This is a genomic window from Ignatzschineria ureiclastica, assembly GCF_003121845.1.
In the GTDB taxonomy this organism is placed as follows: domain Bacteria; phylum Pseudomonadota; class Gammaproteobacteria; order Cardiobacteriales; family Wohlfahrtiimonadaceae; genus Ignatzschineria; species Ignatzschineria ureiclastica.
In genome coordinates, this window is the sequence record NZ_QEWQ01000006.1 from 141,500 (window position 1) to 162,805 (window position 21,306).

General features: G+C 35.9%; 15 protein-coding genes, 1 tRNA gene and 1 pseudogene. 4 read left to right on the top strand and 13 right to left on the bottom strand.

The window, feature by feature from the left end:
* Nucleotide 1: 1 nt before the first annotated feature.
* The 4 genes from DC083_RS10270 to DC083_RS10330 form a co-directional block, all read right to left on the bottom strand.
* Nucleotides 2-1,873 (bottom strand): EH signature domain-containing protein, encoded by a 1,872-nt coding sequence (locus tag DC083_RS10270; protein ID WP_109189876.1) that lies wholly within the window; start codon nt 1,871-1,873, stop codon nt 2-4.
* On the bottom strand, nt 1,842-2,600 hold the full coding sequence (locus DC083_RS08965) for an OmpA/MotB family protein (protein ID WP_109189877.1): 759 nt from the start codon (nt 2,598-2,600) through the stop codon (nt 1,842-1,844). Before DC083_RS08965 ends, DC083_RS10270 begins: the two co-directional genes overlap by 32 nt.
* Nucleotides 2,601-2,615: 15 nt before the next feature.
* Nucleotides 2,616-4,391, bottom strand: coding sequence for an anti-phage ZorAB system protein ZorA (gene zorA / locus DC083_RS08970; protein ID WP_109189878.1), 1,776 nt, complete (start codon nt 4,389-4,391; stop codon nt 2,616-2,618).
* A 267-nt stretch (nt 4,392-4,658) separates the two neighbouring features.
* On the bottom strand, nt 4,659-4,787 hold the full coding sequence (locus DC083_RS10330) for a hypothetical protein (RefSeq protein WP_268248492.1): 129 nt from the start codon (nt 4,785-4,787) through the stop codon (nt 4,659-4,661).
* 169 nt (nt 4,788-4,956) lie between these two features.
* Here DC083_RS10330 and DC083_RS10275 point away from each other — a divergent pair.
* Nucleotides 4,957-5,525: pseudogene (locus DC083_RS10275) on the top strand (transposase); the annotation flags it as partial.
* Between the two features lie 171 nt (nt 5,526-5,696).
* Here DC083_RS10275 and DC083_RS08980 read toward each other — a convergent pair.
* From DC083_RS08980 to pyk, 9 genes are all read right to left on the bottom strand, one after another.
* Entirely contained in the window at nt 5,697-6,122 is a 426-nt protein-coding gene (locus tag DC083_RS08980; RefSeq protein ID WP_109189880.1) for an SMI1/KNR4 family protein, read from the bottom strand.
* Nucleotides 6,109-6,693, bottom strand: a complete 585-nt coding sequence (locus DC083_RS08985) for an HNH endonuclease (protein ID WP_229822583.1) — start codon at nt 6,691-6,693, stop codon at nt 6,109-6,111. The genes DC083_RS08980 and DC083_RS08985 overlap by 14 nt, the downstream gene beginning before the upstream one ends.
* Nucleotides 6,687-9,866 carry an ATP-binding protein gene (locus DC083_RS08990; protein ID WP_109189881.1) on the bottom strand — a complete coding sequence of 1,060 codons (3,180 nt, stop codon included), beginning with the start codon at nt 9,864-9,866 and terminating at the stop codon, nt 6,687-6,689. The genes DC083_RS08985 and DC083_RS08990 overlap by 7 nt, the downstream gene beginning before the upstream one ends.
* 14 nt (nt 9,867-9,880) lie before the next feature.
* A complete protein-coding gene (locus DC083_RS08995) occupies nt 9,881-10,819 on the bottom strand; it encodes a hypothetical protein (RefSeq protein WP_109189882.1) in 939 nt (312 codons plus the stop codon).
* Between the two features lie 8 nt (nt 10,820-10,827).
* Complete coding sequence (locus DC083_RS09000; RefSeq protein WP_109189883.1) at nt 10,828-13,176, bottom strand: dynamin family protein; 2,349 nt, start codon at nt 13,174-13,176, stop codon at nt 10,828-10,830.
* Between the two features lie 96 nt (nt 13,177-13,272).
* A complete protein-coding gene (locus DC083_RS09005; RefSeq protein ID WP_109189884.1) occupies nt 13,273-14,202 on the bottom strand; it encodes a dynamin family protein in 930 nt (309 codons plus the stop codon).
* A gap of 205 nt (nt 14,203-14,407) precedes the next feature.
* Entirely contained in the window at nt 14,408-14,512 is a 105-nt protein-coding gene (locus DC083_RS10385; protein ID WP_373296752.1) for a hypothetical protein, read from the bottom strand.
* A 580-nt stretch (nt 14,513-15,092) separates the two neighbouring features.
* A tRNA-Ser gene (locus DC083_RS09010) sits at nt 15,093-15,182 on the bottom strand.
* Nucleotides 15,183-15,269: 87 nt separating this feature from the next.
* Entirely contained in the window at nt 15,270-16,700 is a 1,431-nt protein-coding gene (gene pyk, locus DC083_RS09015; RefSeq protein ID WP_189364611.1) for a pyruvate kinase, read from the bottom strand.
* A gap of 334 nt (nt 16,701-17,034) precedes the next feature.
* Between pyk and hemN the strand changes: the two genes are divergently transcribed.
* From hemN to DC083_RS09030, 3 genes are all read left to right on the top strand, one after another.
* Nucleotides 17,035-18,411 carry an oxygen-independent coproporphyrinogen III oxidase gene (gene hemN / locus DC083_RS09020; protein WP_109189886.1) on the top strand — a complete coding sequence of 459 codons (1,377 nt, stop codon included), beginning with the start codon at nt 17,035-17,037 and terminating at the stop codon, nt 18,409-18,411.
* Nucleotides 18,412-18,942: 531 nt separating this feature from the next.
* On the top strand, nt 18,943-19,302 hold the full coding sequence (locus tag DC083_RS09025) for a DUF485 domain-containing protein (RefSeq protein WP_034856201.1): 360 nt from the start codon (nt 18,943-18,945) through the stop codon (nt 19,300-19,302).
* 79 nt (nt 19,303-19,381) lie between these two features.
* Nucleotides 19,382-21,079: a cation acetate symporter gene (locus tag DC083_RS09030; RefSeq protein ID WP_109189980.1), complete on the top strand. Its 1,698-nt coding sequence runs from the start codon at nt 19,382-19,384 to the stop codon at nt 21,077-21,079.
* Nucleotides 21,080-21,306 lie beyond the last annotated feature (227 nt).

A 21,306-nucleotide genomic window follows, 5' to 3' on the forward strand; every position in this document is an offset into this window, starting at 1 on the left:
ACTATCCCTCTTTTTTCATTTGCTCAACCAATGCCTTACCAGTGGCATTCAGCCTCCAATAAGATTGTCTGTCCGTATGCCAATTCTCACAATAAGGGGATAAAGCACCTCTCATCAGCATCAGCACATTTTTCAATCCCAATGTTTGTTCAATCATTTGAATAGAGGCACCCGAATGCTCATACAAATAAAATAATACTTTACGTTCTCGATCTAATAGTGATCGAGATTTATCATTGAAAAGGACTGTTACACTATTCGTTGAAGATAGTGAAGATCTGCCAGGATTCATCATGGGTTTATTAGCAGGAACTCTCCCTGACTTCTCAATCATCATATATTTATATCGATGAATAATATTAGGATCATCCGTTAAACAGGTAACATCCAGAGAAATTCCTTGATCGACTAAAAAGTCTAATGTAGTTACAATCCATGTGGAGTTATGAGTGATACCTTTATAAGGAAGATTGGGGTTCTGTTTTTGATACTCTTTAACTATTCCATCCTCTAATAGATCCCCTCTATTTAATGGGCCTCTAAAATGAAAATTCATCAATCTTTCTGAAGGCCGCTTGAGATAAATCCATAAACGAAAATTATGAGATCCCTCAATTAAATGGAAATCCCCACAATCAAGATAGATAATGGAGTGTTGCGATAAATCACCAAGCTTTATATGAGTTTTGCTAAATCTCTCTTTTCCTAGAAATTTATTAATGCTCAGCTCTGCTGTAGAACCCATCATTAATCGAGCATTACGCACTAATTTTAAGTGAATTAATCCCTCTAAAAAGCGTTTACGCGCAGGGAACATTCGTAATAAATCAGAATCACGATGCTCTTCACCATATGCTTCCACTGCTTTTAAGAAGAGCCCCAGATCCAACCCTGCTAAAGCCGCTAAAACCTTCGCTCGACGCGCTTCACCCAAAACACTCCAATAGCGGTAAGATGCACCTGTTTTTTGACCTAAACGTGGATCTCCTGCAATCTTAATAATCCAGTTTGTCCACTCTTCTGATGGTGGCATTTCGGAACGATCTAATAAAATACAAATCGCCTCGTATCCTAATGTATGGCCAGATAAATGAGGTGTTGAATAGACTTCTACATCACTCAGTTCCGTTAAAATCTTATGATATTGACCTAACGGGATTTCTTTTAACTGTTCCAAATAATATTGTTGATAGCAAATATCGTAATAACGGCCGGTAGGTGCAATTTTAAAAATAGAGGTCTCTTCTAGTAATATTTGTAAGGCAATATTCTCTTTCACGGAGGTTTGGACAATATTTTCAACTCCATTTTTATCAAAAAGATAGTGAAAAGATCGGTATAACTGAAATAAATCCTGATGTTGATTGATCTGATCATCTCTACTGTGTTCAAAACGCTTTCGTAATTGAGTACGAATCATATTTTGAAACAAATTAATAGGTTGCCCTCTCTCTTCCTCAGAAACATATTGATTTAAGCGATCATAATAATAAATATAAAGGCCGATCAACGTTTGTAACGCTAGTGTCGTTAAATGCTGATGTTGATCCCTTATCAGCTCTAAACGCGCTATTGTAATGCTTTTTTGCAGATAATCCTCTGATTCAGACCACAAGGTAAAAAGAGCTCGGACAAAAGAGCGTTGCGCTATTTTTGCATCCAATTCATCCCAACGCTCTTTATCTATCAAATCACGCAGTAGATCGATTTTTAATTTGACACTCTTCCCCGTATTATTAAGCGTATTAGCAATCGTCTCTAATTCATCATTAAGCTTTTGCCATGCCTCAATATTAATAGACTCTGGCAGATTAAAACGAATTTTCGGGAGTCGATTCATACTATCCCCCCAGCTTTGCTTTAATCGCTTCATAATCAGTACTATCAGGTCGCCTAATTGTAAAGCGGATATCAATGCGCCGATTCTTCTTGTAATCTTCTTCTGTAATTTGCTCCATAATGACAGGTCTTGTTTCGCCATAGCCACTTACAGAGAACAATGGGGAATTCTCTTTATTCAGCATCCGATCTAATGCCATATTATCTGGTAATTTCTGATTCCAAAACTGCCATAATGATATTGAGCGAAATGTTGAAAGCCCCCAATTCCCCTTACCTGACAATCCACTAAGAGGACGCTTATCGGTATGCCCCTCTATAAAAATAGTATCGAGATACTCTAAACGATCCTCTTTATTAATGACTCGATAAAGGGTTTCACCTATTTTTTGTGCTGTATCGGCATAACGCGGGAGTATTTCATAGGCACCGGTATCAAAACCTAGTAATTCATTGGGAATCCGTAAAACAGTATAATTCTCGCTAATCTCAACATTGATGCCCTCTTGCTTTAATTCTTGAGCCACCTCTATCAAGATCGTTTTCCGAACCTCTTCTGCTTTCTTTAATAGCAAGATCTCTTCATTAAACTCTTGCACCTGTTTATCAAAAGCCTTTTGTCGCTCCATTAACTGTAGTATTAAAACAATAGAAGCTAAAATAAAAACCATCAAAAGCGCAGACATCATGTCAGAAAAAGACATCCAATAAGGATTTTCCTCATCACGCTTTTTATTTTTTTTAAAAGGAATTCTTCTCATAACCTATTTTTCCTTTTAAAATTTGCCAGAATATTTAGATTTCACTTCTATTTCATCCACCAAATCACCAATCGTAGCGACAATTTTACTCATATTGTTCGCAAAGCTAATCGTCTGGGTATTCCACTCTTTGAATCGATCTGCTATTTGATTAGTCACCTGCTCATTGTAGTCGATCAAAGATTCGCGTACTGATTCTTTAAGCCTATCCACTTCACCCACAAGTAGATCTGTTATGCCGGCAAATTCATTACCAAGATCGTCTAAAAATTTAGTCTGATGCTCTTCTAAATTTTTAAAGCCATCATTAGCAAGCTCAGCGCTTCGCCCTAGAACATTACAGGTCTCTTTTAATGACATAGAGATTTCTGCTAATGCGTCAAACTGACTATCAAGCAATGTAGCAACTTCATTATTCTTTTCACTTGCTTTTTCGACATTTTGGGCCACATGAACTAAGGTTTCATTAAATGAATCCACTAACTGTTTCAGATTATTTGATAATAGCCCTAGCTGATTACTACTATTATCGAGGTGTTGACCATTTATCCGCATGGTTTCTGTTACATTCTGAAGTTGAGTCAATAAAGCCTCATGTTGAGATAATAATCTTGCGGTAACTTCTTGTTGCGCTTTTTCAGATTCTGAAGTCGATTGTAAAAAAGATTCATATTGCTCGCGCATCTGCGCTAATTGCTGGTTAACAATCTCTTGTCGCGCCTGTTCTTGCTCTGAAATTTGTGTTGCTTGTTGTTGTTGCACTTCGAGGAATGATTTGAGTTCTGTTCCCATTTGAAGTGCTGCCTGATTTACAGTATCTCCCGCAGCTCTTAATTGCATCTCTTGAGCCTTTCCCGCAGAATGTAAGCCGTCAGTAAATCGATCAATAAGTCCCTCTAAAGCTGCAGTAGAATGATCTTGCGTTGTCGTTATTAATGAGTCAATCGCTGGCTTCATAACATTGTTAAGAGCGACCGTAATTGCTTCCTCTAATCCCTGACTTAATCCTCTCACGGCCTCTTGCATGGTAGAGCCTAATTTCTCATGAAGCTCTTGCAACGCCTCTTTACTCTCTTCGGTATTATTCGCAATTTTTTGCAAATTTTGCTCTGAAGTAATCGCGGGGAAAATCTCTTGTATTAAGCCATTCAGATTATCAATTTTTGTCGTAATGCTACGCTCAACGGATTTTTCAACGAAATTTAAGATTAAGCTTAATAAAACGCCCCAAATGGAAGTCATAAAAGCAAAAGAGATTCCCGCAACTAATTGACCTATACCACTTTTTAATACCTCAATTTCATCACTATGAATATCTAGCCCGCGAAGCCCTGTAACAAGACCCACAAACGTTCCTAATACACCGGCAGCCACCAATAAACTAGGAATAGAAGATAGTAACCGATTATGTGTAATTGCAGAGGCTAACGTCTCAGTATTAAAATAATATTCTGAATCGATACTACTATAGACTTTTTCATCTTGAGAATTAAAAATTAAAGTATCCTTATAATCTTTGGCCAACTCCCCTGTTTTTAGATCTCTAATAGCAGAAATATCTTGCTCAAACTCATATTTTTGTAGATAAACATCTTGATCCTTATACTTTTGAAATAACTGTACTAAACTATTAATTTTATGAATACTGCTTCTTTTCTTTACAAAGATATAGCTACAACAATAAACACATATAGCGAATAAAATTAAGATAAAAAGCGCTGTTAAACCATCTTCATGCAACTGGAATAACGATGAAAAATCTGGCAGTAAATTCAAAAAAACATCTTTCATTTAAGTATCATCTTTGTAAAAACAAATAAAAGACGAATTATACATTAATATGACTGTTTCTACCTACGCATCTCTAGAAACATTAAGTATTATTTAGGTCTAAGAAAACTTATTATGCTTCTAGAAATAGATAATTTTTCCACATTTTAAAAGGAACTATCCCTAAGATAAGGTATCTATTACAAGCCAATATTAGCGATTAGATAAAAAGGTGAATCACTAAGAAAATTAATCTCATCGCCGGAGCGAATGACCTCGTTCTTCCAGCTATCCCGCGCCGGCAGGTTTGGCATCTTGAGTGCCGAGAAATATCTTGAATGCCGGGATCTGATTCATTGCCGAGAGATTGAGAATCGCTCTCCCGCGGGCGCGCGGTTGTGCTGGACTTGCAAACATTCCCTCCCGCCGTGAATCTGCTTTATTAAGAATGCAAAAATTTCAGAAAGACTGCTCAACTCGCTTTACCACCAAACTTACCACCATTAAGTTGGCTTGTAATCCCCTAAAAATAATACCGACTATAAGTAGAATTTTCTCATATTATTTATCTTAGGAGAAATTAACTATGAAAAAATCAAAATTCACAGACACACAAATCATGTCGATCTTAAAGCAGAATGAATCAGGCGTGAAAGTGACTGATTTATGTCGAGAGTATGGGATTAGTTCGGCGACATTTTATAAGTGGCGTTCAAAATATGGTGGCATGGATGCATCGATGATTACTCGGCTAAAAGAGCTAAAAGCGGAGAATGCAAGACTCAAGATATCTCCATTCGTTTGGTTTGTGAGATATTTGGAATTAGCAAAACAGCTTTTCACTATCAGGCCAAAGCTACGTCAGAAAACAAACTCATTGAAACTTGGTTGCTAAGCTCATAAGCGTTGGGGTTTGGTTTATGTTTTGATTATTTGAGAAATATTCAAAAGTTCCAATGGAATCATAAGCGAGTTTTAAGGGTTTATCGGGAAGGTCTTTGTGTGGATATTGATTTTAGTTTACCGACAGAAAAAGTGATTCGATCCTTAGAGAGAGTTATTGAGTGGAGAGGAAAGCCTGCAGCGATTCGATATGATAATGATCCCGAATATATCAGTCAGAAATTAATTGATTGGGCTAATTCAAAGAACGTAATCAACCTAGAAAAGCGTTAAGATATTTAACGCCTTATGAGTTTTTAGCTAAAAACGCATCTGTTGCACTCCGTATTTGAATCTACAAATATATGTAAATTGGATCTTTCATCCTAATCAAACATAATAAGACACCTTATAGAATATATCCTTGAACAAGCCCCATAAATTTCATACTAACTTATCAATTAAACTCAATAAAGGTAGATTCAAATCATATTCTAAACCTGTCTCATGCCAATAAAAAATGACATTTTTCGAATTTCTGGCTAGACAGAAATAATTACCTGATGGATCAATAGCTAAAGGTATTAAATTCTCATCAATCGATCCCTGTAAGCTTTTATATGTTGTAAAAACATTTTCTACATCATCTTCATTAAATGACAATAACTTATCAAATATAAACTCTTTACCGGATTTCTCCTCCATTAATTCATTTTTTATTGGCCTACCATTATTATGGGACAATATAAATGGAATGAGTTTTTCATCTAAAATATAAGATGTGAGTTTCTCGAAATTTTTAATATTTGATACATCCACATTATTTTTTATGTATTTCCAACCAACTACTGCTTGTTTATCTGTTGTCATTTCCGCCTCCCCAAATTACCTGGCCACCTGTATGTCCTGTTTTGTCATGCGTATCTTTATCCACTAATTGTAGCTTCCCCGGGTCTTCAGAATGATGCCAAACATAGCCATCAGGTCTATCACCATTTGCTATTTGCACTAACTGCTCTTCCGTAAATTGTTTTCTAAACTCAGGGTCTTTTTCGCATTTTTCTTTTAATGCTTGGTTTGCATCGTTAAATTGTTCTTTATTACTTGCCTCATATTTCTCTGTATCTAATTGATGTTCAAAAGTAACTTCAAATTGAGGGAAAACACCTTCAATAATCTCACCATCATGCTCTATACTTTTTCTCTCAAAAGGCACACCTGTTACTGGATGAACATCCCCCTCTAAAGATGAGTTTCTACACTCAATATGTCTTTTAACTGGTTGTTCTCCAACCTCTGATATTTGCTCTTCTTGTTCTACATCTTTATTACTCTCCACTGCAGAACAAGTGACATCATTCTTCACGTCTTGTACATCCCTTTTATCCTTCACAGGATCTTTAATACGCTCCATATTATTACTAACTGTTTTCTCTAACACTCAATCACCTCTGCTTTCACATATCCCATCATCTGATCTAGTAATTTATAAGCATAAACAGAATGATTAATTCTTTCCTGCAATACTGAGTACAATTCTTTATTACTTTCAAATTCATTAAAATTAATATCAAAAATATCAGATAATACATCTATTAATACTTGTTTATTTCGATCTTCCAATAACACCAATGATTTCCCATTTTTAAAATCTATATATGCATTCATCAAATGCCCTCTGGTAAAACCTCTCAATTTTAATTTTTGAAGACCAATTTTAATGTTTTGCGGAATCACCAAAGAATTATTGCCATGCGTTTCATTAAATAACATCTGCAAAATCGTGATTCTAAATCCAGCCTCAGAAACCATTTCTGAATACACTGCATTATGATCATAAATATTATTTTCACTTTGAGTAAAGTGTTTAATTTTGCACAATACCGGTTCTAACCAATCATTTTGACTAACCACAGCAATACCTGGTGGTAATTTTGATAATTCATCTAGTTGTTCATCTTTTAAACCTATAGATTTTCCTGCAGCTCTTCGATCATTTTCTTCCGGTAATCTCATAATAATCTTGGTATTTGTATTACGAATCGCAGATATATCTACAGCTCCTGGTGATTGATCTACAATAATAAATCCTTCCCCATAAGTTCTCATTTCAGCAATTGAATTACTAAGCATTTCAACAGACTTAGACTCCAAACTTTGCCCTCCTTCTTGTCCTGCTGATGTTGTTGCTTTCAAAATATTGTGAGCTTCTTCTAGAACAGTAACATGCTTCAAAGGTAAATTCATGCCACCTTCATCCATTCTGTGCTCATTTAAACGAACCAACAAAATCCCTGTAATTAATGCTTTAGTATCAGATGCACCCGCTCTGCTTAAGTCAATAATACAACTTTTATCAAATAACTTTTTAGGATTTATTTCATCTGATGTGAAGATTTCACCATTTAATCCATTAGTCAAAGATCTTATTCTTGTAACCAATGAACCATTATAATTAGCTTTTACTTCCTCTGAAAAATCAGAGTTTTTAACCACTTTTTCTAGTGAAACCAAAACATCTACAAAAGAAGGATAAATAGTTGGGGTAAATTTATTTTTAGAAGTTTGCAATGACCAACCACAGTCTTCATAGGCATCTAAAATAGCTTCTTTTAGAACAGCAGGCATAGCAGCATACATTGGCCAACATACATTAAATATCTCAACTAAACGATCAACATGCTCGTGAACATGAATACTTTCAGGAAAAGCAAAAGGATTAATTCTCAATAAATTACTTAAGCTTGGATTAGTTCCATAAACAGTAACATCATCTGAATTTCCAAATACATGCTTATATTCCCCTTTAGCTGGCTCAATCACTAAAAAAGGAACATTATTCTGCTGTAATTGCTCTAAAATTTCATATGTAGTATTACTTTTTCCTGATCCTGTAGATCCTGTAATAAACATATGCTTTGTCAATTCATTAACATTCAAAGCAACTTTTTGCTTCCTAGTTTTCCATAAATGCCAAATATCGCCCAATACTATAGATTTATCATCAGCATTATTTGTCTTTCTCTGTCCATCTAGTAATTGTATTTGTCGACCAAAAGATTGAGCTTCAATCACAACAGTACCCGATGTAGATTTACGAGGTAAACCTAGTTGTACACTCATTTCTTTTCCTGAAATTAAAGTTGCGGGTGTTAAAGAGTTGATATTCTCTTTTTGTAAAAAATCCGCATACAGTCTAGGATGTGAGAAATTACATAACCATTTTTTCACCTCTTTAGTTTTGCTCTGATCTCGATCTAATGACCAAGTTGTTAAAGCTGAAAACTCTGAGTTTGAGTTTTGGCCACGTATTAATCCTAGATACATACTCGCTAAGGATTCTGAAGTAGATAAGTGTTCACCAAAAAAATAAGCCGCACTGTGCCATCCACCAAAACATCTAGCTTCCTCGATTCTTTCAAATTGTTTATCTATTTGTTTTAATAAATTATCAATTCCTTTATTAAGGCTTTCGATAGACATTGTTTTACTTGTACCGGTTGTTTTTCCTGTAGTATCTGTAGTAGTTGTGCCTACTGTATAAGTATTTGTATCAGTTGTACCTCTAGAAGAACTCTGATTGCTCCCTGTAGTTTCTGCTTTAGTTGTAGATTCACTTTTTCCTTTGGTTTCATTGCCTTGAAAAGCCATCGCAAATGCCCCAGCTCCAGCACCGATAGCCATAGCGACAAGAGGATTAACTAACTTTAATCCCCCTGCAATAGCTCCTCCCGCACCAATTGCAGTTGCTGCGCCCGAAGCAAGTTTAGAAGTAAATGTACCTTTACTTATAGACTCATTAGTACCCTCTGTTACAGAGGAACTTGAAGTAATCGAAGTACCTGTTGTTTCTGTAAGAGCAACACTCTTACCCAATGATTCAGATATATTAGTGCTCAAAGCATGAGTAATAGATTCATTATCATTCTGGCCATAAGTCAAAGTCTGCTTTAAAAATGGAGATAACTGATTAGCAACTAATTCATAACCAAGTTTTACCACTTCCAATTCATTATTTGAAATAGGTTCAGCCAAAATTAAAGCCTGATAATCTTTGCCTTCAGATGCATCAATGAGTCTTTCAATACCTTGCATGTAATCATGACCATTTTCTAATGCCAAAGATGGAACACCAGAAACAGAAGTAATCGCTTTTGTTTTATCATCTTTAATTTTGGATAATAAATTACTGACATCTGCATTTTCTACAGGCGATAATAAACTACCATCAAAATGTCCGTTGAAGCATTCTTCTAATAATTTTCCAGCTATTAAACCTTGTACCTTCTTTGCTTGACCACGAATACCGATATAAAGATCCGTTTTTGATTCATTGGAATCAATATATATAAAAACGGTATAGCCAGCTGTACCTATTGCACTGTAAATAGCAGATAAACTTTCTTGTATTGAGAGCTTACTATCAAAGACAATTCGATCTAACTTATATAATCTAATATCGGCAGATAAACTTAATTCATTTTTTTTAAAAAAAGTATCTACAGAATAGTGCATCAAATCATTCAAATAACCTTTATTGATAATATAGCTAGCATTTTCAAGCGCATAACTTGCTTTATCTAAACTACGCTCAATTTCCACAATATCAGACATAATAATTCTCTAAATTATATAATGAATAAAGCGATGATTACTGCTAGCACAACTCCACCTGCTGCAATTGCTACTTTAATAAAATTCTTTTGTCTATCAGATTGCAAGTTACTTGTATTACTATCACTTTTTCCATAATTCTTCTCTTGATTAGAAGATGAAGATATTTTCTCTTTTACAAGCTTAGATACAGTACTTTTTTTATTTAACTTATTAAGCACATTAATCAAATGCATTAATCGCTCCAGAGAAAAATTCCCAGTAATATAATTCATTTGAGAACCTAAATATTGCTCATCCCATAATGATTCATTTAAATCAATTGCAGGACTGAATTTTGAAACCGAATAATCTTCAAATAAATCAGGGATTTTTTGATAACTATACAAGATAGTCAATAAAACATCTTGGACTGAAAAATCATCATGTCTAACACAAGATTTTATGTATGACTTTAACTTACTTAAACCATTACCATTTTTTGCATCTTCTATAGACTCTCTTAATATATCTGTTACCAAAAAAGTGTCTAAAAGGTTTTTTTTATCATTTAACAACTGATTAACATCTATATCTTTTATTCGCTGGTTATTCTCTTCAGTTTTATCCTCAGGCTTTTGTGCCGCTGAATTACTCTCCTGACGCTCATCATTATCAATGATAAATCCTTGAATATTCTTGCGATTTTGCAAATATTTTTTAACATCTAAAGCATGTAAACAGCGTTTTTCATTAAATACTTCGTAATTCAGACTGCTTATTAAATCATCAAAATACCTAGGCTTAATCCATTCTATACCTTCATTTTCTACAATGGAGAATATTGCACCCGGCGTTAATGATTTGTCTGAAAATAAATTACTATCTAATGATTTAAAGTCTTTTTGATCCAATTCAACAGGCCTAGAGCCATTTTTTAAATTATTTAAGAATTGTGCTTTTGATACCGTCATAATGTCACCTATCGATTCATTGAAATTATTTGTGATAATTTATCTTGAAATTGTTTAATTTCATCCAAATTATTCCTACCTTCTTGAATTGCTCGCTCTCTATCAGCTACATTTTCCATCTTGCTATTCAAGTCTGACATCACGTTATCAAAAATTGGATTAAAATGTTTTTCAGCATACTCAGCGAAAATAGATGACATTTCTTTAGAGTTTTCACCTATTACTTCTTGTAAAATTTTAATTTGCTTCTCAAATTTTGAGTATAAATCATGCTCTCTTGCTGCCCACAAGCTTTCTAAGTCTACAAATTCTTCTTTCACATCTATTTCATATTCTTCAATTCTATCTCTTTTTGTAATCCATAATGTCCAAGGATTTCTTTCTTGTACTGTGCGTTCTCTTTTTTGTTTATAGTTTCTTATTTTTATTTCATTATTCTGTAATGTTTCTATAAAAGCACCATTCATTGAATTCTTAAGCTTTATCTTCAATCCATCTAAAATAGGAAAAATATCTTTATCATCAATCATACTTCCAAATAATGATTCTAAGTACTGATTATATTCTGCTATTAATTGCTTTTGAATAATAGGTTGACTTGATTTTTCTATGCTCTCTAACTTGATATGAAAGCTTTCTAAAAATTCAGTATAGATTTTTTCGAGTTTTTCTAATGATTTATATGCTGATGCCACACTTACTTTCTCTTTTGTGACAAATTGTTTTTTTAATTTTTCTAATATGTTGTCAATATCAGATTGCTCCTCATGCATTAAACCAACAATAATGTCAGGGATTGCAGCTTCTCGCTCCTCTAATCTTGTGATAAATTGCTTAACATCAAAACCATCTCTCTTTTTCTTTTCTAAAGCTACAAGCTCTTTTTTTAAAGTGTCTAACTTACTTTGCTCTAAATTTAGGTTCGCATTAATTTGCGCCTCAGCATTGCTATCTTTAAGAATATTGCTTAATAAACCATATATACGATAAACTCGATTTGGTAAGTTATACTTATTAATATAATTAGAAACTACTGCTTCTATCGCAGGAATGCCACTACGCTCTAATACTAAAGGATTAACACTCTGACTCATTGATGCTACATTGCGATTCATCAACGCAAGTTCTGAACGATTTAATGGCATGTATTGCACAAAATCATAAACTTTTTCATCTTCAAACAATCCAATTAAACCTTGTAGTAATCTTTTTTCTTTTGATGATAAAGATTCTTCTAACAGTTGCTGTTTTCGTAATAATAGTGCTAGTTGTGCTGATATTGGATAAATTTTTGGCTGTGCAATACCATTCTCTGATAAATAGTTTTTAACATTCAAAAGAATTTTATCCATATTCTCTTTTTCTAAATCAAATTCATCAGCCTTATTGAGCAAAAATAAAAATCTATCTCTCCCTTGCTTACCTTTTTTCTGCATAGCATTGGCTATATCATTTAATGTGCTCATATCATCATCCGTACCAATTTGTGTTGCATTAATGATATAAAGAATTAAAGGATTTCTATTACTATCTTGAATGTGTTCAATCGTAACTGTTCTATGCTCAGTAGTTCGGCTATTATTAGGTCCGGGAGTATCTGTTAAAACTAAACGAGAATTTTCATAATTCTCTATACCGATCAAATTACCATCTATTCTTATTCTTGAGGTACCTTGAGCATTCCAATCAGATAATTGCTTTAAGTTACTAGAAATATTGTCCTTATCATTAAAATCAACCACTAAATTATTTCTTTTATCATGTTGACTTGAAGCCAGTTGGAGATTAAATACACCTGATAGCTGATCCTTCGTGTTGTTGATTTGCGCTATTGTTGCAGTCGTCGCCTCATTAGCTGCAGGTAATAATTCATATCCTAACAAACTATTAATAAATGTAGATTTACCTGACGACATGGTTGCTACAACAAAGGCATCAAAATCTTTATTAAAAGCTTCTTTTATTGCTGTCTTATTACTAACACTAGCATTAATATATTTTGATAAAAGCTTACTTTTCTCCGCTTCCTTAACCAAGTTTTCTATTTCAGTTAATCGAGATTCAGCACCCTTAATAACTTTATAGTTAATTTTTATATCAAAACTATTATTTTTAACTGCATATTCAACTGCCTCAGCAACATCATCACAATCCTCTTTAGTGCCTGTAAACGTGATATCATATTGTTTATTTTTATTGAAAACACTATATAGAATTTCTGCAAAATCATCGATCCAATCTTGTAATCTTAATGACGCATACTTTGATAAGAACGAATCCTCTGCAATCTCAACATCTTCAATTTTGAAGGTAGTATGTACAATAAATGGGTTATATTCTATTTCAACTTTAATCATATTATCCTCTTAATTTTTACTTATTAATCAATCATTCTGGTAAAGCTAAGCAAGTCTCTTTAAATTTGAGAGTTTTCAAATGATAATGGGTTGTGTTCAATGTAAAGATGTGCGAGTTGCAATATAGCCTTCAATTACTTCTATTAAAGCACCCAAACCTGCTTGTTTAGTAACTTGATCAAAAACCATTTTTTTTGCTATATAATCCTTCTGATGAATATCAATATCTGATAAATTAGCCAGAGCATATTGATCTATTTCTTCTAACAATTGAGCTCTTTCTTTTGCTGTCATACTTTCATTATGTAAGTATTTTGAAGCCAATAATATTTTTAACGAAGAAACAGGTGTTATATTAAATTTAAACGATGGTTTAATATCATTTAAATAGTCCTTCATTTTTCCAAGAATATCACCTAAATTTTCATTTTTTTCTTCATCTAATTTATCTATTTTATTCAATACAATAAGAATATCTTTGATATTATCCCCAACATTTTTTATAATTCTACCAAGCAAAACTCGATCATCATTGGTACCAATTTGCGTTGCATTTATAACGTAAATCATTAAGTTTACTTGTTGATTCTCTACAAAATCAATTAAACACTTTTCATGTGTTGGGTCTTGACTATTATTGGGTCCTGGGGTATCAAAAATTTTAATTTTGCTACCCATATCGGGAAGATTTCTAAAAGGACCTGATATGTTTATAGAATGGACATTAGAATCCTGATTCCATAATTTTAAATTTTCTAGAGATATATTATCTACTGCTATATCTTCGTAAGGTTTTAATAGTTCTCCCCCCCATGAATAAATATCAGTAAATGTCTTAATATCTCTAGTTTTCCTTATTGTTCCAGAAAAGTATTCTTTATGATTATCCTGTTCAATGCAGGTAACTTTTGCTGTAGTAGCTTCATTTGCTGAATGTAATAATTCCTTTCCTAACAAACAATTAATTAGAGTAGATTTGCCTGCGCTCATGGTTGCTACTATTGCTATATTAAACTCTTTATCCATAATATTATCCCCACTATCATTCTGTAGATTTTAACCGGTAATGTGTCATGGTTGTGTCATATCTAATATAAATTTATTTAATTAAATTATTGCTCCATGTCGCATCTAACCTATTTTGTCAAATCTAGATATTTTCAGGAGGGGTTATATTAGAGATTCAATCAAATCCTCATTAATAAACAACTTATCTTGGACAGCTGTGTGCTCAACCAATACCACATAGCTTTTGTAGATATATCGATGCTGTTTGACGCTTAGTCATATTACTCTCAACCAAGTTACCAATATGGTGATATAGCTTCTCAAACAAAACATTTACTAATTCATAGCTATAAATTTTTGGCTCTTTTTCTTAGATTATTGTGCTGTTTCTTCGATTAATTTTGTAATAAATATGATTTTGTCATTCTTCCATGTCGACGTTTCTTCTATGGCCTTCGACATATATACAATCTATAGCTCTCTATTGCCTTATGTTATGACTGCTAAAAACAATCGATAATAATCTCTTTTATTCATTACAATATAATGGCTTAACAATACAATATTGGCAGTGATAACAGTTTTTTTCAATCAAATATTCTTAGGCTTCAGATTCTTTAGTTACGTATAATTTAATGCCACGTTTTATTCCCTATACTAAACTACATATCCTACACCAATCGCAGTTAAGCCTGATTATTACTACCATTTCAACTATTTTGTTGGTAAAATTTTCCATCTCTTGATTTACCACCAAACTTACCACCATTAAGTTGGCTGACGGATAGGTTCACACTGTAAAAAAGATAACACGCTATGTTAGGAATAGCGTAACTAATTGATTTAAATATAATTTAAAAACACCAGACAAGAAAAAACCCTTAGCGAATGCTAAGGGTTTTGATATATGGCGGAGGCGGTGGGATTCGAACTCACGAACGGTTTAACCCGTTGCCGGTTTTCAAGACCGGTGCCTTCAACCACTCGGCCACGCCTCCATGTAAGAAGTGTTATTATAGAGAAAAAATCTTCATCTGCAACTATTTTTTCGCTATTTCCTTACTTTGATCGCTAATTAGTCAATTTTAGTCAATTGTTACGATTCTAAGGCAGTTTGTACCACCTTGTTGGAAGTTAAATGAACCAAAGGTGACTAAGATACGATCACCGGTTTCTACTGCATTTTGTGCTTTTAACACACCCACGACTTGACGGACAATTTCATCATCAGGTGATGGTTTGAAATCGTAAAGAATGGGCTGTACACCTTGGCAGATTGTGAGGCGACCACAAGTTGCTTCATTACGCGTAATACCATAAATCGGAAGCTGTGAAGTCACGCGGCTCATTAAGAGCGCTGTGGTTCCGGTTTCTGTTAAACAAGCTACCGCTTTAATATCAAAGTGGTTTGCAAGCACGATTGAAGACATTGCAATCGCTTCATCGGTACGCTCAAATTTGAAAGGTTCTTCCCGGAGTGAATAGCCTTCTAATGAGTAATCCACTTCACTCTCCGCACCTTGACAGATCGCTGACATCGCTTGGACAGTTTTCACAGGATATTTACCTACGGCTGTTTCTGCTGAAAGCATCACTGCATCCGTCCCATCAAGTACGGAGTTCGCAACGTCCATGACCTCTGCACGGGTTGGGGATTGGTGTTCAATCATCGATTCCATCATCTGTGTTGCGGTAATAACGGCTTTATCGAGTTGACGCGCACGTTTAATAAAACGTTTTTGTACACCCACTAATTTTGCATCACCAATCTCAACACCGAGATCTCCACGGGCAATCATAATCGCATCAGAGGCTTCAATAATTTCATCGATATTATCCAAGGCCTCTGTACGCTCAATTTTTGCCACAATACCGGCATTTGAACCCGCTTTGACGAGAAGTTCACGTGCTTCTTCAATATCAGCGGCGGTTTTAGGGAAAGAGACAGCGATAAAATCGGTATTAAAGTTTGCAGCACAGATCAGATCTTCTTTATCTTTATCGGTTAATGCTGCGGCAGATAGACCGCCCCCTTTAAGATTAAGACCTTTACGGTTAGATAATGGACCAGCGGTTAATACTTTAGTTTGAATTTCAGTTTCAGTGACACCGGTCACTTCTGCGACGATATTACCATCATCAAGCAGGAGGATATCACCGATATTTACATCATTGACGAGCTCTTTATAAGCAATCCCGACACGCTCTTTGGTACCGGCATCTTCATCCAGTGCGGAATCGAGCACGAAAGTTTGTCCTTCCTCTAACTCTACTCGTCCATCGATAAAGTTTTCAATACGAATTTTAGGACCTTGTAAATCAGAGAGAATACCGACTCTAACCCCTAACTTATTAGCAATTTCTCGAACGGCTGCTGCACGCGCTTCATGTTCAGCATGCTCACCATGAGAGAAGTTGAGACGGACGATATTCACGCCGGCTTTGATAATGCCTTCTAATACTCCAGGTTTATCAGTTGCAGGGCCTAATGTTGCTACAATTTTAGTACGACGCATCAATGTATCTCCTCTGTTGCTCTAAAAAAATTTCAATCTACTCTAAAAAATCATTTCTAGAAAATTGAAAGATTCGTGATAAGTGTAAAGTATAACGCTAATTTATATTCTTAGCTTAACAAATCAGGATAAAACCGTCACAATATCATTGTTTCCGCTATAATTAAGAGAAACATAAAATCAATCAAATCATTACAATAAAATTATACCGGTCTCACTTAAGATAGTATAAATAGTATAACAATCTCATGATTTTTATCATTCAGACAATCACTGATCTCAAGTGATTTTTTAATCTTCGAGCAGAAGCTTATCATTAGAGTATATAGGTAATATGACAAATAAAATATTTAATGAAGCCCTCATCGCGAAATACGATAAAGCAGGCCCACGCTACACTTCCTACCCTACGGCAGTGCAATTTACCGACGAATTTGGCAACAAAGAGTATATCGAAGCGGCGAAAGCCTCTAATGAAAGGCTTAATCCACTCTCGCTCTATTTTCATATTCCTTTCTGCGCCACGATCTGTTTCTACTGCGGTTGTAACAAAATTATCACCAAAAATCGTAAACGTTCTGAACCTTATCTTGAGCGCCTCTTTAAAGAGATGGAGATGCAAGGAGCACTCTTCAGTAATCGCGCGCCGGCAAAACAATTACATTGGGGCGGTGGTACACCCACATTTCTCTCGCATGATGAGATGAAAGCCCTAATGGATAAAACTCGCGAAGAGTTTAATCTACTGCCAAATGATGAAGCGGAAGTCTCTATCGAGGTTGATCCTCGGGAGGCGAATGCCGATACCGTTCGCTTCCTTCGCTCTATCGGCTTTAATCGTCTTAGTATGGGTGTACAAGATTTTGATGACAAAGTGCAATTAGCGGTCAATCGTATTCAGCCAAAAGAGATCACGATTGAAACCTTAACTGCAGCACGCGATTGTGGTTTTAACTCTATCTCACTGGATCTGATCTATGGTTTACCGTTCCAAACAGTAGAAACCTTTGATAAAACCCTTGATGAAGTGATTGCACTCTCCCCAGATCGCCTCTCGGTCTTTAACTATGCTCATATGCCGCATCTCTTCAAAACACAAAAGCAGATGAATGCCGCCGATATGCCATCGCCACAAGAGAAGCTCTTGATCCTTAAATTAGTGATTGAACGCTTAACGGAGGCTGGCTATGTCTATATTGGGATGGATCACTTTGCGAAACCGACAGATCAACTTGCGATTGCACAGCAAGAGGGCTTACTCTACCGTAATTTCCAAGGTTATAGTACGCATGCGGATTGTGATGTTGTGGGAATGGGCGTCTCTTCAATCTCGCAAATTGGAGATATCTACTCACAAAACGCCAAAACGATGCCGCAATATGAAGAGCGTATCGATAGTGGTCAACTCGCTATTATGCGCGGTGTTAAACTCACGCGGGATGATGTGATTCGCCGGCATGTGATTACAGAAATTATGTGTAATCTTAAACTCGATCTTGATCAAGTGAGCCGAGATTTCAATATCGATGCACGAGAATATTTTAAAGCGGATCTTCCAGAGCTTGAAGCGATGCAAGATGATGGCTTAATCATTGTGGATAAAGATAAATATTATGTACAAGATGCCGGTCGGCTTTTAATCCGTAATATCGGCATGGTATTTGATGCTTATCTGCAAAAAAATGATAATCGCTTCTCTCGCGTTATCTAATATTTGTCGCAATAGATCTACACAATATAAATCTACACAATATCGAGTCTTTGATGAATCGGCTTAACCGACTTCTATAAAAATCGTTAAAAATCAACGCAAAAAATCGCTATAAAGCGCTCATGGGGAATCTCCTTTGAGCGCTTTTTTATGCCTATAATCTCTTCCGAACTCACGCTCATTCAATCGATAACCGACAACCGTCAATCGAAGCAGCCATTTCCGATCAAGATAATATTTCCAATCAATTTCAAGTCATTAAACGAGCATCTAGCACTTTATTTGATCATAAAGAAGCCCGCTCTCTATTGCTATAAAAAAATAGCTATGATAGCTTTAAATTATTACATTATAAGAACAAACGTTCATCTAGCGAACAAAAAGCCTTATATCAATATCCGATATAAGCTGACATAAGCCTATATGGATCTATATAAGATCTACATAAGGCCAGATAAAAACAGATAAGAACAACAATAACGATATTTAAAGCTTTAATTACCTATTTTTATAACAACAAAGGAGGTCAAGATGTCTACACATCTTACGGAGGAACGCGCAGAGCGCGATTATGATGAGATGATTACCGCAGTCGGTCAATCCCCTCGATTTTATGAGATTGTTAAAAAGAAACAGTTCTTTAGCTTAACGCTTCTCGCGCTTACGCTCGGATTTTATATTCTGCTCATGCTCGCAGTAGCCTTTGCACCTGATCTTGTGGCCAAACCGATTGTAGAGGGCGGTGTTACAACTTGGGGAATTATCGCCGGATTCTTTCTGATTATCTGGACCATTCTCTTAACCGCTTACTACATTCAAAAAACCAATCGTGTCTTCGACCCTATGAATGAAGCGCTACTTGAGGAGGCCGCTAATGAAACGCTTAAATAATAAACACTCAAATAATCAATACCTAAATAGTGCATCCTCACACTCTCTACCCATAAAGCAAAATCAAGAGAGCCATAGAATGCGCTTTGGAACACTCGTTGCCGGTCTGATTATCAGCTCACCGCTACTATCTACCGCTTTTGCCCAACATGCATCCGGAGGAAAGAATTGGACGGCGATTGCGATGTTCTTCGTCTTTGTCTTAGCAACCCTCTATATCACCTTCTGGGCGGCAAATAAGACGAAGTCAGCCTCTGATTTCTATACCGCTGGCGGTGGCTTATCCGGCTTTCAAAATGGTTTAGCGATTGCCGGAGATTATCTCTCCTCTGCCTCATTCCTGGGGATCTCGGCGATGGTCTTTACCTCTGGCTATGATGGTTTAATCTACTCTTTCGGCTTCTTTATTGGCTGGCCTGTGATTCTCTTCCTAATGGCAGAACGTTTCCGTAACCTCGGTCGTTTTACCTTCGCCGATGTGACTGCTTATCGCTTAAAACAGCGCCCTATTCGAATTTTAGCAGCATTCTCCACAATGGCGATTGTACTGCTCTATTTGATTGCTCAAATGGTGGGTGCAGGAAAACTGATTGAGCTACTCTTTGGCCTCAATTATGGTTTAGCAGTGATGATTGTCGGGGTTTTAATGGTCCTTTACGTTCTCTTTGGCGGAATGTTAGCGACCACTTGGGTACAGATGATTAAAGCGGTCTTGATTCTCTTTGGTGCAACATTAATGTCTGTGGTTGTGCTCTATTGGTCTGGCTTTAGCCTGGAAACGCTCTTTAGTAATGCCATTGCGAAGAGTCCGAAAGGTATTGATATTATGAAACCGGGTTTACAGTTCCCAAATCCTATTGATGCGATCTCTCTTGGCGTTGGCTTAATGTTTGGAACCGCAGGATTGCCCCATATTCTCATGCGATTCTTTACCGTTAAAGATGCCAAAGAAGCGCGTAAATCTGTACTCTATGCCACAAGTTTTATTGGCTACTTCTATCTCTTGATGTTTATTATCGGCTTTGGTGCTATTGTCTATGTAATGGGTGTACCGGAATATATGAGCGGTGAATCTCTCATTGGTGGGAATAATATGGCGGCGATCCATCTTGCTCATGCTGTCGGTGGTAATCTCTTCTTAGGCTTTATGTCAGCGGTGACCTTTGCCACACTCGTAGCCGTTGTCGCCGGTTTAACACTCTCGGGGGCTTCTGCGATTAGTCATGATATCTATGCCAATGTGATCATGAAAGGAAAACCGAACATGCAAACGGAGCTGAAAATCTCCCGTTATACAACGATTGCATTGGGCGTCATTGCGATTCTGTTAGGGATGATGTTTGAAAATCAAAACGTCGCCTTTGTCGTAGGGCTTGCGTTCTCTATCGGAGCATCGGCGAACTTCCCACTACTCTTCCTCTCAATGTATTGGAAAAAGCTCTCCACACGGGGTGCTGTCATTGGCGGTGCGGCCGGTTTAGCCTCTGCAGTGATTATGATTATTCTCGGCCCTGAAGTATGGGGGAAAGTCTTAGGGAATGGCGAGGGAATTCTGCCATATAACAACCCGGCGCTTTTCTCGATTCCGATTGCCTTTATCGTAACGATGATCTTCTCTTTAACGGATAAATCTGAAGAGGCAAAAGCAGAACAAGCGCTCTTCTCAGGTCAATATGTTCGTTCGCAAGTGGGCGGTGAAGGGATTGCCGAGGCGATTCAACAATATCGTCAAGTCAATCACCCTGATTTTAATAAGACAGAGTCTAATAAATCATGATGCTTTAAATACTCAGTAGAATGATTAATGGTAGATTACTCACCATAGACAAAAAATAGCTAAAAGGATCGTTTCATAAGAAGCGGTCCTTTTTTATATCATTGAACTGGCTGCAATGAATCGCCTCTTTTTTACAGTATTATAGCAAGATCGGTTCAAAATAAGCTCATTCAAATGCCGGCGCATCGATTATAATAAGTAAGGAAGCGGTTCTATCCGGCATCTTG

Coding starts and splice junctions, on each gene's coding strand:
- DC083_RS08990 (WP_109189881.1), bottom strand. CDS start 9,866: ATGTCTGATATTGTGGAAATTGAGCGTAGTTTAGATAAAGCAAGTTAT.
- hemN (WP_109189886.1), top strand. CDS start 17,035: ATGACAAATAAAATATTTAATGAAGCCCTCATCGCGAAATACGATAAA.
- DC083_RS09005 (WP_109189884.1), bottom strand. CDS start 14,202: ATGGATAAAGAGTTTAATATAGCAATAGTAGCAACCATGAGCGCAGGC.
- DC083_RS08980 (WP_109189880.1), bottom strand. CDS start 6,122: ATGACAACAGATAAACAAGCAGTAGTTGGTTGGAAATACATAAAAAAT.
- DC083_RS08965 (WP_109189877.1), bottom strand. CDS start 2,600: ATGAGAAGAATTCCTTTTAAAAAAAATAAAAAGCGTGATGAGGAAAAT.
- DC083_RS10330 (WP_268248492.1), bottom strand. CDS start 4,787: ATGTTTGCAAGTCCAGCACAACCGCGCGCCCGCGGGAGAGCGATTCTC.
- DC083_RS09000 (WP_109189883.1), bottom strand. CDS start 13,176: ATGATTAAAGTTGAAATAGAATATAACCCATTTATTGTACATACTACC.
- pyk (WP_189364611.1), bottom strand. CDS start 16,700: ATGCGTCGTACTAAAATTGTAGCAACATTAGGCCCTGCAACTGATAAA.
- DC083_RS09025 (WP_034856201.1), top strand. CDS start 18,943: ATGTCTACACATCTTACGGAGGAACGCGCAGAGCGCGATTATGATGAG.
- zorA (WP_109189878.1), bottom strand. CDS start 4,391: ATGAAAGATGTTTTTTTGAATTTACTGCCAGATTTTTCATCGTTATTC.
- DC083_RS10270 (WP_109189876.1), bottom strand. CDS start 1,873: ATGAAGCGATTAAAGCAAAGCTGGGGGGATAGTATGAATCGACTCCCG.
- DC083_RS08995 (WP_109189882.1), bottom strand. CDS start 10,819: ATGACGGTATCAAAAGCACAATTCTTAAATAATTTAAAAAATGGCTCT.
- DC083_RS09030 (WP_109189980.1), top strand. CDS start 19,382: ATGCGCTTTGGAACACTCGTTGCCGGTCTGATTATCAGCTCACCGCTA.